Source organism: Nonomuraea sp. NPDC052129 (genome assembly GCF_040680095.1).
Lineage (GTDB): Bacteria > Actinomycetota > Actinomycetes > Streptosporangiales > Streptosporangiaceae > Nonomuraea.
This window is the reverse complement of sequence record NZ_JBFAVX010000013.1, coordinates 145,339-166,937: the sequence shown is the minus strand read 5'-3', so window position 1 is coordinate 166,937 and position 21,599 is coordinate 145,339. Positions and strand designations below refer to the sequence as shown.

Below are 21,599 nucleotides of genomic sequence, written 5' to 3'. Positions count from 1 at the left end.
TCCACGATCGCACAGATAAGGGGGATGGTCGCGAGCTTCTTTTGAGCGAATCATGCCCGTGTGGTGAAGTCGGTGGGGTTTCAGCGGACCGTTATCTTGGAACGGTCCCGGCCACTACCCGGCTCGCCCACCAGCGGCGAGTAATCAGCGCGGCGAGCACGGCTCCCGCAGTGTTGACGATCACGTCGTCGATGGAGGAGAGGCGGCCCAGCCGCAGGCCGTACTGGAGGGCCTCCACGGTGATCGACGCGACGGCCGCGATGGCGGCGACGCGGGCCGTCGACGCCATTCGCGCGGTGCGTACGGGCAGCAGCGCGCCGAGCGCCGCGAAAACCAGCAGGTTGCCTCCCACCTGCACCAACACGGTCGCCCAAGGGGCACTGAGCACGTCGGCGAGGTCCATGAACGGCACGAGACTGACTCCGCTCTGACCGCTTGCCGGGGTGAGGATCATCCACACCCAGGGGGCCGTTCCGACGGCGATTCCGATGTCAGCCAGGGCGGTGCGCATGGGCGCCGGGTGGCCCGCTCGGGCGCGGTGACGGGCGAGGAGCAAGATTGCCAGTACGGCCAATGGCAGCGCAAAGGTACCAGCAATAATGACGGTTCCCCACAAATCCCACGTCCGAGCCATCGGACCATGATGGCGGCCGTCCGGTGGTACAGGAAGCTGTCCTTCCGGATAGGTGCCGACGGCCGCGCGGGGAGGCCCTTACGGGCGCGCCGGGAGGCTCTTACGGGCGCGCGGGTAGGTGGTCGGCGAGGAAGGCGAGCGCGACCTGCCAGGCCCGTGCGGCGGGCTCCGGCTGGTGGAACATCGGCGATTCGCTGTTGTGGAAGGCGTGCCCCGCCTCCTCCTCGACGTGCATGAGCACATTGGCCCGGCCCGCCGCGGCCTGCTCGACCGTGGCCACCTGGTCGCGCGGGATGTACGGATCGCTGCCGCCGAACACCAGCAGCAGAGGCGAGCCGATGCGCTCCATCAACCCGGCCGCCTCGGGCACGGCCGAGCCGTAGAAGGACAGTACGGCGTCGAGCTCGGTCTGGGTGGCCAGCATGAACGCGAGCGAGCCGCCCAGGCAGAACCCGAGCGCCCCGCAGCCGCCGCTCACCTCGGGCAGCTCGCGCAGCCGGGTGAGGGTGAGCGCGCAGTCGGCCACGGCCTGCGGGACGTCGAAGCGCCCGGCCAGCTCGATCGAGGCGGCCGTGCCCTCGGGGGTGTGCTCGCCGATCCAGTTGGGCTGGAGCCGCCAGAACAGGTCGGGCGCGGCCACCACGTAGCCGAGGCCGGCCAGCTCCTCCGCCACCTTCGCGATGTACGGCCCGACGCCGTAGATCTCCTGGATGAGCAGGATGCCGGGCCCGCTGCCGCTGTCGGGCAGCCAGACGTGGACGTCGAAGGAGCCGTCGTGGGCCGTGATGCGTTCTGTGCGCTTCTGCATGGAGTCAAGGATGGCGATCCTCGGGTGGTTGTGCAGCAAGACGGGCCGGTGCGGCACAGATCGGCTATGTACGGCATGGCGCCTGGAGCCGCCGGAGGAGACGATGCTAAAGACATTCCACGGCCTATCCAAGGAGCAGCCTGATGCAGGACGAATGGTCAGCGGCGGTAGACGCCCGTGCCCACGCGGCCGACCGGTTGGCCGAGGCCGTGCGCTCGGGCAAGCCGTGCGCTTCCGTCAGGGACATGGTCAGCACCGCGGCCGAGGGCTACGCCGTACAGGAGATCAACACGCGGCGGGCGCTGGAGGCGGGGCGGCGGGTGGTCGGCAGGAAGGTGGGTGTCACCAACCCGCTGATGCAGAAGCAGTTCGGCATCGACGAGCCAGACTTCGGCATGCTCTTCGCGGACATGGCCTACCTCGATGGGCTTCCCATCCCGGTGGAGCGGTTCCTGCAGCCGCGGGCCGAGGCGGAGGTCGCGCTGGTGTTCGGCCGTGACCTGGTCGGCGGGCCTTTCACAGCGGCTGAGGTGATCAGGGCGGTGGAGTTCGCGCTGGTGGCCATCGAGATCGCGGACTCCCGCATCGCCGACTGGGACATCACGCTGGCCGACACGATCGCCGACAACGCCTCCGCGGGCGCGTACGTGCTGGGCAACACGCCGGTCTCCCTGATGGGCCTGGATCTGCGCGGGGCCGCGATGACGATGACGCGCGGCGGCCAGGAGGTCTCGACCGGCTCGGGCGCCGCCTGCCTGGGCCATCCGCTCAACGCAGCCGTATGGCTGGCCGGTCGGCTCGGCCGTACCGACCACGCGCTGCGGGCCGGAGACGTGGTGCTGACCGGCTCGCTCGGGCCCATCGTGCCGGTCGGGCCGGGCGACGACTTCGAGGCGCACGTCGACGGCCTGGGGTCGGTCCGCGCGGTGTTCTCCTCATGAAGCCGCGCGGCGTCTTGAAGCCGGGGGCGCTGCCGAGTCCTTCCCGGCCCGGGGCCTGAGGGGAGCGCCGGTGCGCGGGCCACTCCTCGGACTGGTGGTGCTGATGGCGGCGGGCTGCGGTGTCTCGCCCACGCTGGAGTCGGAGCCGGATCCCACGCTCAAGGTCGGCGCGATCATCTCGCAGACCGGGGTCTACGCCGTGCTCGGCGACGACATGGAGGCGGCCATGCGCCTCTACCTGGAGCAGCACGGTGGCAAGCTGGGCGGCAGACCGGCCGCGCTGGTCGTCGCCGACGACGCGGGCAACCCGGAGCAGGGGCAGCAGCAGGCCAGGTCGCTCATCGCGCGCGATCGGGTGAGCGTGATCACCGGTCTGCTCGCCTCGCCGGTCGCGGTGTCGGTGGTCAAGGAGGCGGCCGGCACGCCGGTGGTGATCGCGAACGCCGGCGCCGACGAGCTGGGCGGGCCCGGCGTCTTCCGGGTGTCGTTCACCAACCACGCGCACGGCTACGCGGCGGGCAGGTACGCCGCCGAGCGGTACGGCAAGGCGGGGGTCGTGCTGATGGCCTCCGACTACTCGGGGGGCACCGAGACGCTCGACGGTTTCACCGAGGGCTACGGGGTCAAGCCGCTCAAGCGCATCCTCACCCAGTACGGCAAGAGTGAGGACCTGACGCCCTACTTCAAGCGCATCCCGCCGGACGCCAAGCTCCTGTACGCCTTCTACGCGGGCGGCGAGGCGGTCACGTTCGCCAAGGCTTTCAAGCAGCTCGGCTACGACACCAAGATCGACCTGTTGGCCTGCCAGAACCTCGCCGACGAGGACGTGCTCGAAGCCATCGGGGCCGACGCCGAGGGGATGACCAGCGTCGGACTCTACTCACCGGCGCTCACCACCCCCGAGAACGCCGCGTTCGTGGCCACCTGGAAAGCCAAGACGGGCCGGAACCCATCGGCCGTGGCGCTGCAGAGCTGGGACGCCATGCAGCTCATCGACCGGGCGGCCGCGCTGGGCGGCGACCTGTCCACGGCGCTCGGCCGGGTGGGCGACCTGGCGAGCCCGCGTGGCACGTTCCGGCTCGACCCCACGACGCACAATCCGGTGCAGAACTGGTACGTGCGTAAGTATGAAAATGGCATCAACCGGGTAATCGCCACGATTCCCCCAGAAAGGAAGTAATCGCGTGCTGGATCGCGACCGCTGCCTCGCCCTGGACGCCGAGGATCCGCTGCGGGACTTCAGGGACGAGTTCGTGCTGCCCGAGGGCGTCGTCTACCTGGTGGGCAACTCGCTCGGCGCGCTGCCCCGCCGTACCTCCGAACGGGTCCGGCAGGCCGTCGAGGACGAGTGGGGCGGGCACCTCGTCGGCGGATGGAACCACGCGGGATGGTACGCCCAGCCGCTCACCACGGGCGACCGGCTGGCCCCGCTCATCGGCGCGGGCCCCGGCCAGGTCGTGGTGGGCAACACCACCTCGATCGCCATCTACCAGGCGGTCGCGGCCGCGACGCGGCTCCGGCCCGACCGGCGGGTGATCGTCTCCGACGTACGGAACTTCCCCACCGACCACTACATGGTCCAAGGGCTGGCCAGGACGCTGGGCGGCTACGAGGTCCGCGACTTCGCCGAGGGACGGTTCGACGACGCGGCCGTGGTGCTGCTGTCCGAGGTCGACTACCGCACCGGCGCCCGCCACGACGTGGCCGCGGTGACCGAGCGGGTGCACGCGGCGGGGGCGCTGATGGTGTGGGACGTGTGCCACAGCGTCGGCGCCATGGAGGTGGACGTCTCGATGGCCGACTTCGCGGTGGGCTGCACGTACAAGTACCTCAACGCCGGTCCGGGCGCGCCCGCCTTCCTCTACGTGAACCCGCGCCACCAGGCCGCCGCCGAGAACGTCCTGTCCGGCTGGCACGGCCACGCGGAGCCGTTCGCGTTCGAGCGGGACTTCCGGCCGGCCGAGGGGATCAGGAGGTTCGCGGTCGGCACCCCGCACGTGCTGTCGTTCGCGGCGCTGGAGGCGGCGCTCGACGTGTGGGAGCGGGTGCCGATGCGCCAGGTCCGGGCCAAGAGCGTCGCGCTGACCTCGCTCTTCATCGACCTGGTGGGCGACGCCCTGGAGCTGGCCTCGCCGCGCGCGGCCGCCGAGCGGGGCAGCCAGGTCAGCCTCTACCACCCCGACGGCTACCCGGTGATGCGCGCGCTCATCGACCGGGGCGTGCACGGCGACTTCCGCGCGCCGGACATCCTCCGCTTCGGCTTCGCGCCGCTGTACACCCGGTTCGTGGACGTGTACGACGCCGCCGCCGTCCTGGCCGAGGTGCTGGGCAAGGAGCTCTGGCGGGAGGAGAAGTACGCCCAGCGGCTGGCGGTCACCTGAGCGAGTCACCTGAGCGGCCGAGTGCCTCCCTCTCGGGAGTGAGGCAGAAGATCGCCTGCGTCGGCGATCCGGCCGGAGGGCGTGATCGACAGGATTGAGGCAGTCGAAATACCGCCTCTCACCTGGAGATATCCCATGAAACGCACCCACGCCGCCGCTCTCGTCCTCTCGGCCGCCCTCACAGCCGGGGCCTTCATGGGTACACAGGCCGCGGCTGAGGTGGGGGTGCCGCCCATCAACGCGGCGGCGCTGCAAAAGAGCATCGAGGGCCTGCCCGCCGCCGACGCCACTGCGGCGGACGTGCGGGTGAGCGGCTCGGCGGGCTCGTGGCGGGGCGTGTCCGGCGTGACGGACCTGCGGACGAAGCAGCCCGCCAAGGCCGGGGCCCGGTTCCGGGCGGGCAGCGTCACCAAGACCTTCACCGTGTCGGTAGTGCTCCAGCTCGTCGCCGAGGGCAAGCTGTCGCTCGACGGCACGGTCCAGGAGTACCTGCCCGGTCTGCTGCCCGCCGACTACCCGGCGGTCAAGGTCGGCCAGCTGCTCAACCACACCAGCGGGCTGCCCGCGCCCAAGGTGAGCGATGACTTCGCCGACATCTACGCCACCCGGTTCGAGAAGTGGACGCCCGAGGAGTACGTCGCCAAGGCGGTGGAGAACCCGATCGAGTTCACGCCCGGCAGTCAGCAGCACTACCTGAACACCAACACCTTCGTCGCCGGCCTGCTCATCGAGAAGATCACCGGGCGCTCCTACGAGCACGAGGTGACGACCAGGATCCTGCGCCCCGTCGGCATGACCGACAGCTACCTGCCGGGCACCTCGGTCCGCATCCGAGGCAGGCACAACCAGGGCTACCAGACCGTTCCCCAGGGCTTCCCCGACGCGATCAAGTACGGCGCGGGCTACGTGGTGAACATGACCACCACCAGCGTCACCTCGACCTGGGCCTCGGGCGATCTCATCTCCACCACCGCGGACCTGGAGAAGTTCGTCAAGGCGCTGTTCGGCGGCAAGGTCGTGCCCGCCGCGCAGCTGGAGCCGATGTTCACGGTGCCGCCGGTGAAGGCGTACGGCGGCAAGGGCGACGCGGTCTACACCTCGGGCCTGGCCAGGATGGAGCTGCCCGGCGGCCTCGTGGCGTACGGCAAGACCGGCGCCAGGTGGGGCAGCGCGGCCGGCATCGGCGCCACCCGCGACCTGAGCCGCACGCTCGTCTACTCGGTCAACTCCACCGACGCCAAGAGCTCCGGCCAGAACCAGCGCGCCCTCGCCATCGCCCTGGCCGCCTTCGCCAAGTGAGCCAGGCGCGGGTGATCAGGTTGCCAGTCGTCCATGCCTACGGACGCTACCCAGCGCGCCGGAACTCGGCCAGCTTGGCGTCGATCCGGTCCCTGATCAGCTCGCGGGCCTCCATGCGCGGCACGCCCGACATGAGCAACTGGTCGTAGTCGGTGTCGAGGTGGCGGATCGAGGCCACCAGGGCGAGCGTGATCGCGTTCTCGTCGAGCACCTTGGCCGCCGCCGTGCGCCCGACCCGGCCGCTGCCGCGCTGACCGGCGTGGGCGGCCACCTCCTGGGCCCGCGCGGGCGGGCAGCCGGGGAAGAGCCGGGCGATCTCGGCCGCCATCCGCGCCTGGTATTCGACGTCCTGGTCCGCCCGGCGTTCCCGGTCGCGCTCGCGGCGGCGCAGCCGCACCTCCTCGTCGGCCAGGCACCGCTCCTCCGCCGCCGCCCTCGCCTGCTCCTCGACCAGCAGCCCCTGGCGCTGGTAGACCTTGCGCCGCCGGTTGTACTGGACGACCACCGCCGTCAGGCCGCTCTCCTGCTTCGCGCGGCGGCTGAGGGCCGCGTTGCCCGACGGCAGGAAGACCAGATGGTCCATGTCCGCGCAGGTCAGGCAGTGGGGCTCGTCCTCTTCCATGATCAGATAAGGGCCCGTGTCGCCGCAGGTCCCGCACGTCCAGGCGTTGAGCGGGGCCACCACCACCAGGTCGGGCGCCTTGCTCTGCCGCTCGGTGAGCTGCCGCACCCGAGCCTCGCTGAGGTCGGGGGAGAGCCAGTGGACGCGGAACGCCTCCTGCCCGTGGTCGGCGATGAAGCGCAGCTCGCGGCGGTCGCGGCTGCCGGAGACATAGGGAGTCTCCACCGGCCGCAGCCCCTTGGCGGTCGCCCAGTCCTTCAGCAGCGCGGCGGCCGTGAGCAGCCGGTCGTCGTCAACGGGCGCCAGCTCGGCCAGCGTGGCCGCGCGGCCCTGCCGCCAGGTGTCGACGTGCCGCGAGTGCACCCAGCGCAGGCCCGTCACGACGTCGATGAACGTCACGTATTTGCGGCTGGCCAGCGCGATCTCGGCGGCGTCCGCGACCCTGCGGGCCAGATTCGGCTTGCTCATCGCTCCAGTCTCCCGCGCCTTTGCCGGGAGATGGCCCGGTCGGACGCATTCCTCGTGCCGGTCCAGGTAAGTAGTCAGGCGGATCAGGATATGGGGGGAATCGGTGCGCTTGCTCTGGCTCGGCGTGCTCGTGTTCGTGCTCCTCGCCGCCTGCGGGCCGATCGGGCAGGGCCCGCTGCCGGTCGTGACGGGGGCCTTCGGCGTCAGGCCGGTCATCACGATCCCGGACGGCGTGCCGGACCCCCTGCCGCGGGTGACGGTGCTTTCGGCGGGCAGCGGGCGGCCGACCATGCCGGGCGACGTGGTGCTGGCGGACGTCGAGGTCCGCCGGTGGTCGGGCAACCTGCCGTACGCGAACACGTACGACGACCATCAGCCCGCCAGGGTCGTCTTCGACGGGCGGCACGTGCCGGACTCCTGGCGCGAGGCGCTCATCGGCCGGCCGGCGGGCAGCCGGGTCATGCTCGTCGGCCCCGCGGCCCTCTCCTACGGCCCCGGGCCGCCGCTCGGCGGGACGCGCCCGGCCGAGACGCTGGTGCTGGTCTTCGACATCCTGGGCGGTTACCCACCGGACGCCCGCCTCGTCGGGCGGGCCGTGCCGGACGTGCCGGACGACCGCGCGCCCCGCGTCCTCATCGGGGGCTCCGGCCCTCCGGTGCGGGCGGGCGCGATGGTCATCGTCCAGTACGTCGCGGTGGAGTGGCCGGGCCGCCGAGTCGTGGACTCGTCGTACCTGCGCGGCGGCCCCAGCGCCTTCACGCTCGGGCCGGAGGCGGCGCCGCCCGGCTGGGTGGCGGGTCTGGCCGGTCAGCGCGTGGGCGCCCGTGTTGCCTTCCCCGCCGAGGCGGGCCGTTCCTTGCTGTACGTCGTCGACATCCTTGACGTGCTCGAAACCAAATAAAACGGCCCTGACACCGGAGGGGATGTCAGGGCCGTCGCACTTCAGCCGAGGGGGATCAGCCGCAGTGCTCGGAAGGGCTTTCGTAGGTCGCCGTGCCGACCGAGCCGCCCCACTTCACGCACTTGTCCTCCGCGGCCGCCCTGACGGGACCCGCGTAGTAGGTGAAGCTGCCCGAGTCGCTGACCTTCGCCTTGCCGGTCACCTGAAGGAACGCGCTGGTCGCGCTGGCCTTGCCGAGCGAGGTCTTCTTCAGCGTGGCGACGCAGTTGTTGGCGTTGGTGCTGTTGTAGAGCAGGTAGACCGTGCCCGAGGTGCCGAGGGCCTGCGAGTCGATCACCTTGTAGCCGGTGCCGCAGACCTTCTCCGCCGTGTACGGGTTGGTGCCGCCGCCGGAGCCGCCGCCGACGTAGCTCATGTACTTGTTCCAGTCCCAGTGCGAACCGGGGTCGGTGTGGTCCGAGCCGGGCACCTCGACGTGGCCGATGATGTGGCTGCGGTCCTTCGGAATGCCGTACCGGTCGGCGATGTTCCTGGTCAGCGCGGCCGACGAGCGATACATCTGGTCGGTGAACCACGAGGCGTCGTTGATGAAGCCCTCGTGCTCGATGCCGACCGAGCGGTGGTTGTAGGAGCTGACACCGGCGTGGAAGGCGCGGTTCTTCTCACGCACCATCTGCGTGATCTGCCCGTCGGAGGAGCGCACCACGTAGTGGGCCGACACCTTGGCGGCGGAGTTCTGGAACCACGAGATCGTGCCCGCGTACGAGCCCTGGGTCACGTGGATGATGATCCGGTCGATCTTCTCGTCGGTCGGCCGGTTGGACACGGCGTAGTTCGACGAACTGGCGGCGGCCCAGAGAGCCCCTGGATAGTCGGTGGTGGCCGCGAGCGTGCGCGGGTCCGCGTTGTCGTACTTGCCGCGGTCCGGCTCCACGACCTTCGCGGTGGCCTTCACGCCGGCGGTGTTGACGCCGTTGGCCAGCACCTCGTAGACGGCGTCGGCGTAGATCCGGGCGGTGCTCGCGTTGGCCGCGCCGCCGTACGCGGCGACCGCCTCGTACCACTTGGCGGGGTCCTTGCGCTCGGCCGCGGTCAGGCCGAGCTTGTCGGCCTTGGCGCGCAGTACGGCGGCGCCACCGAGCACGTTGGCCGCGTCGTCGGTCTTGAGCTTCGCCGCGGTCTGGGACGTGATCTTGGCCGCGTCCTCCAGCGCCTTCGTGGTGGGGTTGCTGACCAGGTGCATCACGCCGTAGCCGCCGCTGGCGCTGGGCTCGCCGTCGTGGCCGTCGAGGTGCGTCTCGGCGTAGCCGAGCGCGACCAGCAGGTCACGCGGCACCTCGTAGGTGGCGGCGGCCTTGTCGAAGGCGGCCGAGAGGGTGACGGCGGTCGCCTGCGCGGAGGTCGCCTGGGCGGTGCCTACCAGGGCCGCCTGCTGGGCGCCCACGATGAGCACACCGGCCAACAGGAGCTTCTTCATCATGATCAGGACCCGCAATGCTCGGAGGGACTGTTCTATGCGCTGACGCCGGCTTTGCCGCCCCACTTGACGCACTCGCCGGCCGCCGCGGCGGTCACCGGGCCCGCGTAGGAGGCGAAGTTGCCGGAGTTGTGATCCTTTCGAATGGGATCTGTGGGACTAGGGTCGGCATTCGCCGCACAAGAATCGTCCAGAACCGATACAAAAGGTGGTCAGGCCTCTAAAGAGGAGCTGATGCACCATGTCGGTCACCTTTCATGTTCTTGGGCCGTTGGAAGTCCGATCGTCGGGACGGTCCGTACGGATCTCCGGCAAGAAGCCGAGGATCCTGCTAGCCACGTTGTTGCTGGACAGCGGCCGTATCGTCGGCGCCGACCAGCTGGTCGAGGTGCTCTGGCCCGATCGCCCGCCACGCTCCGCACAGGCGAACTTACGCACGTATGTCAGCTCCTTACGGACGGACCTCGGTGCCGAGTACCTGCGCGGCGACGGCTCCGGCTACGCCATCGACGTACCGGACGGCGCCCTTGACCTGCTGGCGTTCGAGGAGCTGGTCGCGCAGGCGCGGTTCGCCGACGCGCTCGCGCTCTGGCGCGGGGCGCCGCTGGCCGACCTGCCGGGCAGCCCGCTCTGGGACCGCCGCCTCGAACCGCTCAACGAGGTACGGCTGCGCGCCGCCGAAGAGCTGATCGGCCAGCGGATCGAGAGGGGCGACCACGCCGGGGCGATCACCCAGCTGCGCGGACTGCTGGTGGAGCACCCCTACCGGGAAGACCTGTGGAGCCGTCTCGTCCTGGCACTGAACCGGGCCGGCCGCAAGGCCGAGGCGCTGCGGGCCTACGCCACGATCCGCGCCCAGCTGGTGGACGAGCTCGGCGTGGAGCCGGGCGCGGACCTGCGGCGCGCCCACGAGTCGATCCTGGCCGACGAGGCCCCGCCGGTCGCGCCCCGGCAGCTGCCGCCGGATCTGCCCGACTTCACCGGCCGGGCCGACGAGCTGGCCCTCCTGGCCAGGCCCTTCTCCATCGCGGTCGTCTCCGGTTCGCCGGGGGCCGGGAAGTCGGCGCTGGCCGTACACGCCGCCCACGGCCTGCGCGACGCCTACCCCGGCGGGCAGCTCTACCTCGAACTCGACGGCAGGGAGCCGGCCGACCTGCTGGCTGAGGCGCTTCGAGCGCTCGGCGTGGAGACGCCGCCGACGATCCACGAGCGTTCGGCGCTGTTCCGGTCGCTGCTGTCCAAGCGGCCGATGCTCGTACTGCTCGACGACGCGCTCGACGCCGCCCAGGTACGGCCGCTGCTGCCCGGGAACGACTGCGCCGTCATCGTGACCAGTCGGCGCCGGATCACGGAGTTACCCGGCTCGATCCAGGTCGACCTCGGAGAGCTGTCCGCGCACGACGCGCTGACGCTACTCGGCAGGATCATCGGCATGGATAGGGTGTCCCGCGAGCATGAGGCGGCCCTGGCGATCGTGGAGGCGTGCGGGCGCCTGCCGGTGGCCGTGCGCAGCGCCGGATCGCGCCTGGCGGGCCGACCGGGCTGGTCACTCTCGGTGCTCAGGCAGCGGCTGGACGACGACCGGCTGAGCGAGCTGAAAGAGGTGCGGGTCTGCCTCGACCGCAGTTTCCGCCACCTACCTGACGATGCCGCCCGTACGCTGGGCACGCTCGGCCTCCTGGGCGCCGTGGCCCAGCCCGGCTGGGTGATCGACGCCGCACTCGACAGGCACCGCGCCGACGACGTCACCGACCTGCTGGTGGACGTCAACCTGCTGGAACTGGTCGGCACCGACCCGGTGGGCCAGCCGCGCTACCGGGTGCCCGATCTGATCCGCCGCCACGCGCTCGAACGCGGCTCCGACCGTACCGGCCTGACCAGGGTGCTCGCCGCCTGGACCGCGACCACCGAGCACGCCATGGCCCGGCTGCCCACCACCGTCTTCAGCCTCACCGCCGCCAGGGCGCCGCGCTGGCGGCTGCCCGAGCAGACGCTCGACCGCCTGACCTCCGACCCGCTGGGGTGGTTCGAGGCCGAGCACGAGACGCTGGTCGGGGCCGTGAGCGTCGCCGCGGAGGCCGGGCTGGCCGAGTCGGCCTGGGGGCTGGCCGCCGCGATGGTCCCCTACTTGGACCTGCACTGCCATCTCGACACGTGGGAGCGTACCCACACCGTCGCCCTCGGTGCCGCCCGCGCGTCCGGCGACACCTACGGAGAGGCCGCCATGCTGCGCGGCCTGGCCCAGGTCTCCCTGTACCAGGACCGGTACGAGGAGGCCGTCGAGGACTTCACCCGATCCCGGCGGCTCTTCCACGACATCGGCGACCTGCGGGCGGAGGCGACCTCGATCTGCGGGCTCGGCGCGGTGAGCCAGTTCAGGGGCCGGCACGCCCAGTCGCTCGGGCATTTCAAGCGCGCCCTGGCCATGTTCCTGGCGGCGGACGACCCGCACGGCGAGGCGTTCGCCAGGCAGGCTATCGGCCGGGTCTGCCTCAAGTCGGGCGACCTGGCCCTGGCGTCGGAGTCCCTGGGCCAGGCCATGCGGCTGGCTCAGGAGCTCGGCGACGCCCACCGCGAGGGCTGCGTCTGCCTGCAGATGGGCAACCTGCACAAGGCCATGTCCTTCCACCGGCACGCGCTCGACATCTTCGAGTCGCTCGGAGACCGGCACTGCGGCGCGTACGCCCTCCAGAGCCTCGCCGGGCTGCAGGCGGCCCGTGGGGAGTGGGCACCGGCCTCCGCGGGGCTTGAGCGGTCACTGGAGATCTTCCAGGCACTCGGAGACCGGAGCGGGGAGGCGTCGAGCACGCAGATGCTGGGCGAGGTGCACCACTCGGCCGGGCGCACCGGGCTGGCACTCGACTATCTCAACCACGCCACCGTGCTGCGCCGCAGCCTGCCCGCCTAGCCCCGCGGGTCGAGGTCCGCGCGGATCACGCTGTACAGCACACCGTCGTGCCACTCGCCTGCGCGGAAGGCGCATCCGCGCAGGATGCCCTCCCTGGTGAATCCGACCTTCTCCAGGGCGCGCTGCTCGGCCAGGTTGCTCACCTCGGTCGACGCCTGGACCCGGTTGACCGTCGAATGGTCGAACAGGTAGCGCACCAGGAGTCGCTGCGCCCGGGTGCCGTGACCCATGCCGCGAAACTCGGGCGCCACGATGAGCCCCATATCCCAGCAGTAGGAGATGCTGGAGGTCATCTGCTTGCTCCAGGACACCAAGCCCACGCGGTCGTCGCCCTCGGCGATCAGCAGCGTGCCGCCGTCGCCACTGAGCATCCCATTGTCCTCCCAACGCCTGCGGAGGCGGTGGGGATCCTGCCAGCCGTACCACTGATGGAGGCCCGTGCTCTCCGGATCGTTGTACAGCCGGTTGAGAAAGGGCAGATCGTCCTCGGTCACAGGATGAAGCTCACTCGTCATGATCCAGACACTATGCGACGGACAAATCGTTTGAGACGGGATCGCTGGGGCATTCCAGCCAGCGCCTCAAGAGACTCGGCCGCGCTCGGGCGCTTGGCGGGAGAGTGGTCCAGCATCCGGCGCACCACGTCGGGAACGTCGGGACCCTGGGTGTCGGCGCTGGTCGGCAGCTCGCCGGTGAGCAGCTGGTAGGCGATCACTCCGGCCGCGTAGACGTCGGAGGCGGCCGTCATCATCTCGGGCCGCTCGTGGCACTCCGGGGCCACGTAGTGGGCGTCGAGCACGTTGCCCAGCTCATGGGCGACCGTGTAGTTGCGCGCCCCCGGCTTGGCGTAGTCGAACCCTGTCAGCACCGCGTGCCCGTCGGTCACCAGCACGCAGGCCGGGGTCAGCGCCCGGTGGATGACGCCGTGGGCGTGCGCGTGGGCCAGGCCGCGCAGCATGTCCTGGATCACGCCGAGTCGTACGCCGGTGCCCAGGCGCAGGTGCAGCGCCTCGCCGTGCACGTCGTCGAGCACCAGCACGAACCGGCTCTCGTCGTCGATGGCGAAGAAATCCCGCGAGCGCACCACGCACGGGTGCGGCGGGATGCGGGCCAGCGTCTGATAGGCGTTGGCGATCCGTTGCCGCTCGGCCGCCCGCGACGCCTGGTCGGCCAGCGGGTCGGCCTGGTAGACCCGGAGCAGCACGGTCTCGCTGCCCGGGAGTGTCGCGTTGAAGGCCCGGTATTCGGTCACCTTCGCGTCGCCGCCGAGCTGCTCCTCGACCTCCCAGTTGCCGAACCTGGGCGGCGCGGTGCTGCGGCGTACGGTCTGGTTGAGCGAGTCGAGAATCCCGGTCAGGTACGGCTTGATGCGGTGACTGCACCCGCGCCTGACCCGCGAGACGTCGCTCAGCGTGGCCAGCAGCCCGTCGAGGGTGGTGACGTTGACCGCGTCGCGCCCGGCCGGGTCGACGAGCTCGGCGTCGGGCGAGGTGAGGACCACGAGGCTGTCGACGTAGACGCGCTCCAGCCGCGTGTCCTTGGAGACCAGCAGCCCCTTCAGCGCCTTCGCGATGCCCCGCAGCTTCGTCACGGGAGAGCCGAACGCCTCCCGGCGCGGCGGGAACCAGCGCGTGCCCGACACCTCGATCCGGCCACGGGTGCCCTTGACATCGACGACGACCAGCGAGTGGCCGGTCAGCACGAGCAGGTCCACCTCGAAGACGTCGTCGCCGCGCGGGAGCTCGACGTTGTGCAGCAACAGCCAGTCGGCGGGTGCGTGGTCGCGCAGGAATGAGATCACCCGACGCTCGGCGTCGTTGACCGGACGTCCCCCTCCGACGATCTCTGCCATGGGCTAATCCTCCCACGTTCGTCCTGCCCGGCGCCGACCTGTAGGACCTGGGCGGCGACCTCGAGCCGTTCGCCCGCAAGGCTCGCGAGTTCCTCCCTGGAGCGACTGAGCGAACCGCCGTTCTGGGATGGTTCAGCGGGCCGTCGCAAGGATGACGCCGGAGCCGTGCGCCAGCTCGACCGCGACCAGCCGATCGTGGTTCAGCAGAGTCTGCCGCACACCCTCCTGCCTGCGGACGAACTCCTCCTCCCAGGTCACCCCGGGGTAGGGCACCATGTCGTCCACCAGCAGCACGCCACGGGGGTTGAGCGCGGCGATCGTCCGTTCGAGCCCCACCTGCTTGCCCGCACCCGCGTCGGCGAAGATCAGGTCGAAGGCGCCCAGCCCGGCCAGCACCCGCTCATGGGCCGCCCGCACGAGTTCCGGCAGATCATCATTCATGGCCATTTCCTATCGCACCTGCCACCGCGGCTTTGGCACGGACGTATGCACCCGCTACCGCAGCTTTGGCGCGGACTTATCGGACCTGTCCTGCCGCTGTGGGCGCGGCCTTATCGCATTCGTCCCCGCGGCTTGAGCACAGACAGCGTGGTAACGGTTAGCAGCATGACCAGCTGGCCGCCCAGTACCGCGACCTGCCCCCACTGACGGCCCTCGACAGGCCGCGTCGCGCCCTCGGTCGCGGCGGCCATCCCCTCGGGGTCGAACAGGAACATCCCCAGGCAGATGACCGACACCAGAAGCACCAGCTTGGCCAGCACCCAGTAGTGGCGGACCAGTCCCCAGTGACTGGTCAGGCCAAGTGTGATGCCGGTGGTCAGCGCGGTGAGGCTGAGCGGGATGCCGCCCGCGAACACCAGGCTCGGCATCAGCCGGTAGGCCGCGTGGGCGAGCCCGAGATCGTCCGTCACCGTGGCCACGGTGTTCAGCACGACGAGCCCCCACACCTCGCCGAGCAGCGCGACCGAGGCGATGACGTGAACGACGAGCACGCCCTTGCGTACGCGCGGCCGTATGGCCCGATTTGCTATCCCGACCACGGTTCGACCTCCGGATTCGCGGACTCCGGCCCATCCTGATCGGTGGATTCGTCCCGGACGTCCCCCAACGGGCGGCGCTCGCGCTACATCGTTCGGTGTAGTGGTGCCAAGCCCGGGGTGATCCTTGCTAAACCGGCCCGCGCGATAAGCCAATCATTCTCGATGCGCGGATAAATGAAACTCGTTTAGCCGTGTACGACGCAAGCGCATATGCAGTTAGCCGGCCGGTGGGCTCGGAAAGTCGAATGCCAAGAAAACGAGGCGCCTCCTTGACCGCGAGCAGGCGTTTTTGGGTTGCGACATCGATCGGCTGCCGCGATTGTTATTGGCGGCACCTTCACAGCCCTGCACAAAACGACTAAGGCGCCGGGAATTTCCGCGCCCATCAAACGGAGGAAACAAACATGATCCGTCGCATTCTCGCTGGTGCAGCCATCGCGGGCGCCGCTCTCGGCTTCTGCGTCTCTGCGGCTTCGGCCGACGTCGGCCCGAACCCCTACATCGGCGCCCCGTCCTTGCTGAGCCAGCTCAGCACCCTGGACAACCTCACCGGGGTGAGCGACGCGGCCAAGTACACCAACATTCCGACGACCGCGAACCTGCAGGACGTCAACCTTCACCTGCTGAACAACAACCGCTGACACCATCGCCGCATAGGCGGGAAGGTCCGCTCCCGGCTCCACGGGCACATGCCGCCCGGCTCAATGGGCACATGCCGCCCGGCATGCCGTAGGGCTCCACGGGCACATGCCGTAGGGCTGCCGGCCGCACCTTCCACCGGATCGACGCTTGCGCGATCCGCCTGAGCCATCTCCGTGGATACTCGCGAGGCCACGGAATCCGCTCGGATGCGCACCGAGACGGAACGCCGAGCGGCCCGGGTCACGATCGCGATCACGACCCGGGCCGCGAGGTACTCCCCTTCCGCCGGTTGCTGGAATGCCCGCCCCTAGCGGAGTGCCTGCGCCCGGCGGAGTGCCCGCGCCTGCCGCCGGAATGCCCGCGCCTAGCGGAACGTGCGCCCTTGTAAGGCCCGCTGGTGGAGCGCGCGCTGCTGGGAAGTGCGCTGTCGGGACGGGCGGTCTCGGGACGGACGGTTCCGGGACGGATCACCCCCATGAAATGCGGCTTGTTCAGCGGGTCGAGGCGGACGACCTCCCCGGTGAACGGAGCGTCGACGATCCGCGTGCCGTCCACGGCCAGCCCCACGTGCTCTGGTCCCTGGCGTCGCGGTTTGCTGTCGTAGAAGACGAGGTCCCCTGGCGCGACCTGCTCCTTGGGCACCCTGGCCCCTGACCGCCACTGCTCGTGCGTCGTCGTGCCGATCGACACGCCCGCACTCGCCCAGGCGTACTCCGTGAGGCCCGAGCAGTCGAAGCCCTTGGTCTTCTTGCCGTGTCCGATGCCGTAGCCGGGGCCCTGGGGCCCGCCGCCGCCCCACGAATAGGGGACGCCGAGCATCCCCAGCGCGGCCCGCACGGCGACGCCCCCAGCTGCCGCACCGACGGCTGCCACGCCGCCAGTTGCCGCGCGTCCGGTCGCTGCGCCGCCAGTTGCCGCGCGGTCGGTCCCTGCCGCCTGCGGGCAACGCCCGGCGCCCTTTTCGCACGTCTGCCGGACGCCGGCCGTCGCGGTGCCGGAGTCCGGCGTCGCGAGTGAGCCGCATGCCAGGAGCGTCAGCAGAAGGGCCCGTTTCACGTTCACTCCAGGAGCGTTCCTCATCCCCTTTAGGAATAAAACGCCCTTTAGCCAGGAGGGGCCTACATATGGCTATAAGCTGAAGTTTGTCCACGCGGTGATATGTCGATAAATCGTGACTGGTCGGACATTTGGTGCGAATGGTGATCAAGTGCTAAAGAATTTGAATAGGGGGCTCGCTTCAGGGCTAGTCGCAGGTGGGTGGAAATTAGTCGGCGGGTTATTTGTTCAGCGCGTTGATAAATGCCATTCTCTCGGCAATTCTTCGGCTGCCCGAACAGGCTGATCAATTTACCCGGTGGGCGGTCCAACGCCGTGGTGATTGTGTCGCCGGGCGCTTCTAGATCGGCCGCGACCGACTGCGCGACCTTCCACCCGAGGATCCAGCGGGTCGCGCGGTCGCTGGTGCGAGTCTCGGGCGGCGGAAGATCCGGCTGCCGGATAGTTCATGACTTCGCTGTAATACGACCATATTTTCGTGCATATCAGGTGGTGAAACATACTTCGTGTAATGTGAGACCGGGTTCGTGTCGACGACAACCCCCATGCGTGAGGTCTGATTGGGGGGGGTGCGATGACCGTGAACGGCGAGGCGGCCGAAACGTCGGAGCGCCTGCTGTACGAGGACGACCAGCTACGCATCTCCCAGCGGGCCAGGTGCGAGGTTCCGGCGCTGGCGCTGCGTGGCGAGATCGACATCACCAACAGCTGCGCCCTCGCCCGGACCCTCGCCGCCGCTCGCGAGGGCGAGACGCACATCATCGTCGACATCGGCGAGCTCACATTCATCGATCTGTCGGGTCTGCGTGTGCTGGCCATGCCGATGCTCGACCCCGCCGAGCGCTGGATACGCCTGCGTAATCTCACGCCGTTCCAGCGACATCTCCTGAACCTGCTGGGATGGTACTGACACCCGCACGGCACACACGAAACACGCCGCCCACACGGCCCAAGCCCGCGTCAGACGATCATCGCCGCCGAGGTGCCCAGACCCGTCGGCCCGCCCAGCCGCCACTCGGGCGGCCGGTGGTGGCGCCGTAGCGACGCCTCGTCATAGCGATGGCAGTCGCGATGCCACCTGAGGATGCCCGCCATCCAGTCGCGCAGCTCCGCCACGTAGCCGTCGACGGTCGCGCGGGCCTCCCCGTCCAGCCGGAGGTCGTCGTACATGACCGGGAACTCGTACGCGAAGACATGCTCGAACTCCTTCATCCGGGACGTCATCAGATCGGAGACGATGCCGAGCGCCACCGGGTAGTCACAGTCGAAGAAGTTCTGGACGACCAGCACGCCGTTGTGCAGCTCACCCTCGAACTCGATCTCCTTCTGGTACGAGAAGACATCGTTGAGCAGGGTTGCGTAGTCGGAGGCCGCGTTCATCAGCGAGATCATCGGCCCGGCCCGATGGACCTGCTCCGGGATCTCCTTCTCGCGGGCCAGGCGGCACAAGGTCATGGTCAGGTCGGAGCCGAAGGTCAGCCGCCGCATCTCGATGTAATCGACGGGGTCGGGCACCCGGTTCAGCAGCTGGTTGTCCAGCTCCCAGAGCCAGGACGCGCACATGTCCTCGATGGCCGCGCGGAACCTGCGCCGCGCGTTCGTGCTCATCGGCCCCGCCGTACGGATCCAGAGATCGGACAGGCCCCGCTCCAGAGCGGTAATCGGAGCCGGGGGAGCCGAGCCGTCGAGCGGCATGAAGGCGCCGAACCGGTCGACGGTGGCGCGGGCGGCGGCCAGGTTGCGGGATCGGCCGAAGACGACGGGGAAGTAGTCGTCACCGTACGTCCCCCACGCGAGCCAGGCCGAGGCCAGGTCCAGCTCCTCCAGGGTCCCGTCGGGATGGAGCCCGGAGGCGCACAGCGCCAGGTCGTAGTCGACGAGCTTCTGCTCGTCCCAGACGGCCGAGCCGGTGACGCCCGGCTGCGCTTCGAGTATCCCCATCGCGCGTGCCCAGGCGACCAGGTTCAGGCGGGCGGCCTCCAGGTGGGGCGAGCCGTTGACCTCGAACGGCATGTAGAGGTCGGGGATCCGCGACGGGCCGACGGGCGTGTGCGGGACGTGGGTGAAGCTGCGGATCCGCTTCGCGCCGAGCAGGTCGACGATCGAGGTCGTGCCCAGCGGTCTGCGGGTCGCGCGCTCGTTCATGTAGCGGCTGGAGGCCATGTGCCATTCGTGGCCGCCCGACTGCCAGTCCTGCAGCCCCTTGACGTAGGCCAGCACGCCCGCGCAGGAGAGCGGGTCCAGGCCCTGCTCGACGAAGAGCGGGCCCAGCTCGGTGAACACGGTGTGCTCGAACTGCTGCAGCCGCGAGGTGAGCAGGTCGTTGACCGCGTCGGCGGCCTCCTGCGTGGTGCAGCCGAGGAACTTCTCCAGCACGAGGACGCCGTTGCTCAGCTCGCCCTCGTCCTGGGTCTCCCGCTGGTAGGAGAACAGGTCGTTACGCAGGTGCACCGCGTCGGCGAAGGCGTCGCGCAGCACCCGCATCGGCCGGGAGCCGGCGACGCGCGCCGGGGCCTCGGCACCCACGGCGTGTTCGACCAGCCCGGCCGACCATGGCGCTCCGCCGACCTTGCGCCGCATCTCGATGTACTCGATCGGATTGGGCACCCGGCCCGCGTTGATGTTGGACAGCTCCCAGAGCGACTCGTTCAGGAGGTTGCGGGTGCTCTCGGCGAAGCGCTCCCGCCAGGCGAGCGATCTGGCGGGGACCGTACGGGCCCACAGGTCGGCCAGCCCCGCCTCGACCGGGTTGGTCGGCTCCGGCGTCGCGCACGACAGGTCCATCGGCATGAAGGCGGGCAGCCGGTCCAGGTAGCGCTTGCCGCCCTCACGGTCGTGGCCGCGCTTGAAGGCCTCCAGGAAGTGGTCGTCGAAGAAGAAGACCCAGACGTACCAGTCGGTGATCAGCGAGAGCTCGGCGCCGTCGCAGTCGGGATGGGTGTAGCCGCACAGCAGGGCGTAGTCGTGGGCGTCGAGGTCGGCCTGGTCCCAGATGCCCGAGCCCTCCAGCATGCCCATGCCGCGCGCCCACTGCCTGGACTGCGCCCGCGCCTCCTCGACGTGCGGGTTGAGGCGGGCCGGATACGGAAGATAGAAGTCCGGCAGCTCGAATGGCTGGGCCGCCTCCCCATCCACGGAACGCGTCATCAGCCCATCACCTCGACGTTCTCGAGCATGCCCAGCGCGTCGGGCAGCAGGACCGCGGCCGAGTAATAGGCACTGACCAGGTACGACATGATCCCCTTCCCGTCGATGCCGGCCAGGCGGACGCTGAGCCCCGGCTGGTACTCATCCGGAATGCCGGTCTGGTGCAGGCCGACGACGCCCGAGTCCTCCTCGCCGGTCCTGAACGCGAAGATCGAGGTGGTGCCCTCCGGGCTGATCGGGATCTTGTCGCAGGGCAGGATCGGCACCCCGCGCCAGGCCGTCAGCCTGCTGCCGTCGAGCTGGACGGTGTCGGGGTAGACCCCGCGCGTGTTGCACTGCCGGCCGAAGGCGGCGATGGCGCGGGGATGGGCCAGGTAATAACGGGTCTTCTTCCTGCGGCTGAGCAGTTCGTCGAGATCGTCGGGCGTAGGCGGGCCGCCATACGTGGAGATCCGCTGCCGGGCATCGACGTTGTGCAGCAGCCCGAAGTCCCGGTTGGTGACCAGCTCGTACTCCTGGCGTTCGCGTAGTGCCTCGATGCTCAGCCGGAGTTGCTGGTCGAGCTGGTTCATCGGCTGGTTGTACAGGTCGGAGACCCTGCTGTGCACCCGTAGGACGGTCTGGGCGAGGCTCAGTTCGTACTCGCGGGGGCTGAGTTCGTAGTCGACGAACGTGCCGGGCAGTACGGGCTCGCCGGTGTGTCCGGCGGCCAGCTCGATCGCCGCCTCGCCGTGCTTGTTCTGCGGCCGGGCCCGCCGGTCCCGATGCGCCTCGATCTGCGCCCGCAACGTCGGCGAGACCGCCGTCAGCGCGCGGAACACCGCCCAGGGCAGGACCAGCACCGTGCAGGTGGTGGCGGCCCTGAGTGTGTACGCCCACCGATCCTCCCGCTCGGGGAGGTCGTGGCCCGTGTGATCGCCGTCCGCGAGCGTCTCCCGCAGGACGCTGGTGCCGTACGGGCCGGTCTGCAGCTTGTCGGCTTTGCCGTGCGCGAGGAGCAGGAGGGCGTCGGCCGGGCGGCCCTCCTGCACGATCGTCTCGCCCCGCGCGTATTCCCGCTGCTCGAACTCCCCGGCCAGGGTGTCGAGCAGCGGGTCGCCGTCGAACCCGTGCAGCAGCGGCAGCTCGGTCAGGCTGGGCGGGATCACCCGCGTCACAGCGCCCGCGCGGGCGAAGCTGACCCGGCCGCCGCCGACCTGATAGGTGAGCCGGCGGTTCACCCGGTAGGTGCCGGCTGCGGTTTGTACCCACGGAAGCGCCCGCAGCAGCCAGCGTGAAGAGATCTCCCGCATCTGCGGGGCAGTCTTGGTCGTGGTGGCGAGCCGGCGTGCCGCCTCCGTGCCCAGGCTCTGCCTTGAGTCCCGCTGATCCAATTCCGTCAACCGAAACACCGCCAATCATTGGGCCGGGTGAACCGATCCGC

General features: G+C 69.9%; 19 protein-coding genes. 8 read left to right on the top strand and 11 right to left on the bottom strand.

The features are described 5' to 3' along the window. Positions 1 to 91: 91 nt before the first annotated feature. Both AB0L53_RS27850 and AB0L53_RS27845 read right to left on the bottom strand, forming a co-directional pair. A complete protein-coding gene (locus tag AB0L53_RS27850) occupies positions 92 to 511 on the bottom strand; it encodes a VanZ family protein (RefSeq protein WP_363999589.1) in 420 nt (139 codons plus the stop codon). Positions 512 to 734: 223 nt separating this feature from the next. Beyond that, on the bottom strand, positions 735 to 1,442 hold the full coding sequence (locus tag AB0L53_RS27845) for a dienelactone hydrolase family protein (RefSeq protein WP_363999586.1): 708 nt from the start codon (positions 1,440 to 1,442) through the stop codon (positions 735 to 737). Between the two features lie 143 nt (positions 1,443 to 1,585). Between AB0L53_RS27845 and AB0L53_RS27840 the strand changes: the two genes are divergently transcribed. The 4 genes from AB0L53_RS27840 (at position 1,586) to AB0L53_RS27825 (ending at position 6,063) form a co-directional block, all read left to right on the top strand. Continuing rightward, positions 1,586 to 2,383 carry a fumarylacetoacetate hydrolase family protein gene (locus AB0L53_RS27840; RefSeq protein ID WP_363999583.1) on the top strand — a complete coding sequence of 266 codons (798 nt, stop codon included), beginning with the start codon at positions 1,586 to 1,588 and terminating at the stop codon, positions 2,381 to 2,383. A 70-nt stretch (positions 2,384 to 2,453) separates the two neighbouring features. Continuing rightward, positions 2,454 to 3,563: an ABC transporter substrate-binding protein gene (locus AB0L53_RS27835; RefSeq protein WP_363999580.1), complete on the top strand. Its 1,110-nt coding sequence runs from the start codon at positions 2,454 to 2,456 to the stop codon at positions 3,561 to 3,563. A 4-nt stretch (positions 3,564 to 3,567) separates the two neighbouring features. Then, positions 3,568 to 4,764 (top strand): kynureninase, encoded by a 1,197-nt coding sequence (kynU, locus tag AB0L53_RS27830; protein WP_363999577.1) that lies wholly within the window; start codon positions 3,568 to 3,570, stop codon positions 4,762 to 4,764. Positions 4,765 to 4,899: 135 nt separating this feature from the next. Continuing rightward, positions 4,900 to 6,063, top strand: coding sequence for a serine hydrolase domain-containing protein (locus AB0L53_RS27825; RefSeq protein ID WP_363999574.1), 1,164 nt, complete (start codon positions 4,900 to 4,902; stop codon positions 6,061 to 6,063). Between the two features lie 46 nt (positions 6,064 to 6,109). Here AB0L53_RS27825 and AB0L53_RS27820 read toward each other — a convergent pair whose 3' ends face one another. Then, entirely contained in the window at positions 6,110 to 7,153 is a 1,044-nt protein-coding gene (locus AB0L53_RS27820) for a DUF2293 domain-containing protein (RefSeq protein WP_363999571.1), read from the bottom strand. Between the two features lie 103 nt (positions 7,154 to 7,256). On the opposite strand from AB0L53_RS27820, the gene AB0L53_RS27815 reads away from it, so the two are divergent. Continuing rightward, a complete protein-coding gene (locus tag AB0L53_RS27815) occupies positions 7,257 to 8,054 on the top strand; it encodes an FKBP-type peptidyl-prolyl cis-trans isomerase (protein WP_363999568.1) in 798 nt (265 codons plus the stop codon). Positions 8,055 to 8,109: 55 nt separating this feature from the next. On the opposite strand, the gene AB0L53_RS27810 is transcribed toward AB0L53_RS27815, so the two are convergent. Further along, positions 8,110 to 9,534, bottom strand: a complete 1,425-nt coding sequence (locus AB0L53_RS27810; protein WP_363999565.1) for an N-acetylmuramoyl-L-alanine amidase — start codon at positions 9,532 to 9,534, stop codon at positions 8,110 to 8,112. Positions 9,535 to 9,802: 268 nt separating this feature from the next. Between AB0L53_RS27810 and AB0L53_RS27805 the strand changes: the two genes are divergently transcribed. Then, a complete protein-coding gene (locus AB0L53_RS27805) occupies positions 9,803 to 12,439 on the top strand; it encodes a BTAD domain-containing putative transcriptional regulator (protein ID WP_363999563.1) in 2,637 nt (878 codons plus the stop codon). Here AB0L53_RS27805 and AB0L53_RS27800 read toward each other — a convergent pair. The 4 genes from AB0L53_RS27800 to AB0L53_RS27785 form a co-directional block, all read right to left on the bottom strand. Continuing rightward, positions 12,436 to 12,954: a GNAT family protein gene (locus AB0L53_RS27800; RefSeq protein WP_363999560.1), complete on the bottom strand. Its 519-nt coding sequence runs from the start codon at positions 12,952 to 12,954 to the stop codon at positions 12,436 to 12,438. The genes AB0L53_RS27805 and AB0L53_RS27800 overlap by 4 nt on opposite strands. Further along, positions 12,951 to 14,291 (bottom strand): NERD domain-containing protein kinase family protein, encoded by a 1,341-nt coding sequence (locus tag AB0L53_RS27795; RefSeq protein ID WP_363999557.1) that lies wholly within the window; start codon positions 14,289 to 14,291, stop codon positions 12,951 to 12,953. The genes AB0L53_RS27800 and AB0L53_RS27795 overlap by 4 nt, the downstream gene beginning before the upstream one ends. A gap of 132 nt (positions 14,292 to 14,423) precedes the next feature. Then, entirely contained in the window at positions 14,424 to 14,732 is a 309-nt protein-coding gene (locus tag AB0L53_RS27790; protein ID WP_363999554.1) for a hypothetical protein, read from the bottom strand. Positions 14,733 to 14,842: 110 nt separating this feature from the next. After that, on the bottom strand, positions 14,843 to 15,331 hold the full coding sequence (locus tag AB0L53_RS27785; protein WP_363999551.1) for a hypothetical protein: 489 nt from the start codon (positions 15,329 to 15,331) through the stop codon (positions 14,843 to 14,845). Positions 15,332 to 15,735: 404 nt separating this feature from the next. Between AB0L53_RS27785 and AB0L53_RS27780 the strand changes: the two genes are divergently transcribed. Continuing rightward, the gene (locus tag AB0L53_RS27780) at positions 15,736 to 15,972 is read left to right on the top strand and encodes a hypothetical protein (RefSeq protein WP_357938886.1); all 237 of its coding nucleotides are present in this window, start codon (positions 15,736 to 15,738) and stop codon (positions 15,970 to 15,972) included. Between the two features lie 253 nt (positions 15,973 to 16,225). On the opposite strand, the gene AB0L53_RS27775 is transcribed toward AB0L53_RS27780, so the two are convergent. Next, positions 16,226 to 17,029 carry a C40 family peptidase gene (locus AB0L53_RS27775; RefSeq protein WP_363999548.1) on the bottom strand — a complete coding sequence of 268 codons (804 nt, stop codon included), beginning with the start codon at positions 17,027 to 17,029 and terminating at the stop codon, positions 16,226 to 16,228. Positions 17,030 to 17,603: 574 nt separating this feature from the next. On the opposite strand from AB0L53_RS27775, the gene AB0L53_RS27770 reads away from it, so the two are divergent. Continuing rightward, entirely contained in the window at positions 17,604 to 17,939 is a 336-nt protein-coding gene (locus tag AB0L53_RS27770) for an STAS domain-containing protein (protein WP_363999545.1), read from the top strand. 50 nt (positions 17,940 to 17,989) lie between these two features. Here the strand turns inward: AB0L53_RS27770 and AB0L53_RS27765 are convergent, their stop codons facing one another. After that, positions 17,990 to 20,176 (bottom strand): germacradienol/geosmin synthase, encoded by a 2,187-nt coding sequence (locus AB0L53_RS27765; RefSeq protein WP_363999542.1) that lies wholly within the window; start codon positions 20,174 to 20,176, stop codon positions 17,990 to 17,992. Beyond that, positions 20,176 to 21,558, bottom strand: coding sequence for a family 2B encapsulin nanocompartment shell protein (locus tag AB0L53_RS27760; RefSeq protein ID WP_363999539.1), 1,383 nt, complete (start codon positions 21,556 to 21,558; stop codon positions 20,176 to 20,178). The genes AB0L53_RS27765 and AB0L53_RS27760 overlap by 1 nt, the downstream gene beginning before the upstream one ends. Positions 21,559 to 21,599 lie beyond the last annotated feature (41 nt).

Excerpts from the sequence above, each read along its gene's own strand:
- AB0L53_RS27840 (WP_363999583.1), top strand. The coding sequence starts at position 1,586 with ATGCAGGACGAATGGTCAGCGGCGGTAGACGCCCGTGCCCACGCGGCC.
- AB0L53_RS27810 (WP_363999565.1), bottom strand. The coding sequence starts at position 9,534 with ATGATGAAGAAGCTCCTGTTGGCCGGTGTGCTCATCGTGGGCGCCCAG.
- AB0L53_RS27825 (WP_363999574.1), top strand. The coding sequence starts at position 4,900 with ATGAAACGCACCCACGCCGCCGCTCTCGTCCTCTCGGCCGCCCTCACA.
- AB0L53_RS27780 (WP_357938886.1), top strand. The coding sequence starts at position 15,736 with ATGATCCGTCGCATTCTCGCTGGTGCAGCCATCGCGGGCGCCGCTCTC.
- AB0L53_RS27770 (WP_363999545.1), top strand. The coding sequence starts at position 17,604 with ATGACCGTGAACGGCGAGGCGGCCGAAACGTCGGAGCGCCTGCTGTAC.
- AB0L53_RS27790 (WP_363999554.1), bottom strand. The coding sequence starts at position 14,732 with ATGAATGATGATCTGCCGGAACTCGTGCGGGCGGCCCATGAGCGGGTG.
- AB0L53_RS27800 (WP_363999560.1), bottom strand. The coding sequence starts at position 12,954 with ATGACGAGTGAGCTTCATCCTGTGACCGAGGACGATCTGCCCTTTCTC.
- AB0L53_RS27820 (WP_363999571.1), bottom strand. The coding sequence starts at position 7,153 with ATGAGCAAGCCGAATCTGGCCCGCAGGGTCGCGGACGCCGCCGAGATC.
- AB0L53_RS27795 (WP_363999557.1), bottom strand. The coding sequence starts at position 14,291 with ATGGCAGAGATCGTCGGAGGGGGACGTCCGGTCAACGACGCCGAGCGT.
- AB0L53_RS27845 (WP_363999586.1), bottom strand. The coding sequence starts at position 1,442 with ATGCAGAAGCGCACAGAACGCATCACGGCCCACGACGGCTCCTTCGAC.
- AB0L53_RS27850 (WP_363999589.1), bottom strand. The coding sequence starts at position 511 with ATGCGCACCGCCCTGGCTGACATCGGAATCGCCGTCGGAACGGCCCCC.
- AB0L53_RS27765 (WP_363999542.1), bottom strand. The coding sequence starts at position 20,176 with ATGACGCGTTCCGTGGATGGGGAGGCGGCCCAGCCATTCGAGCTGCCG.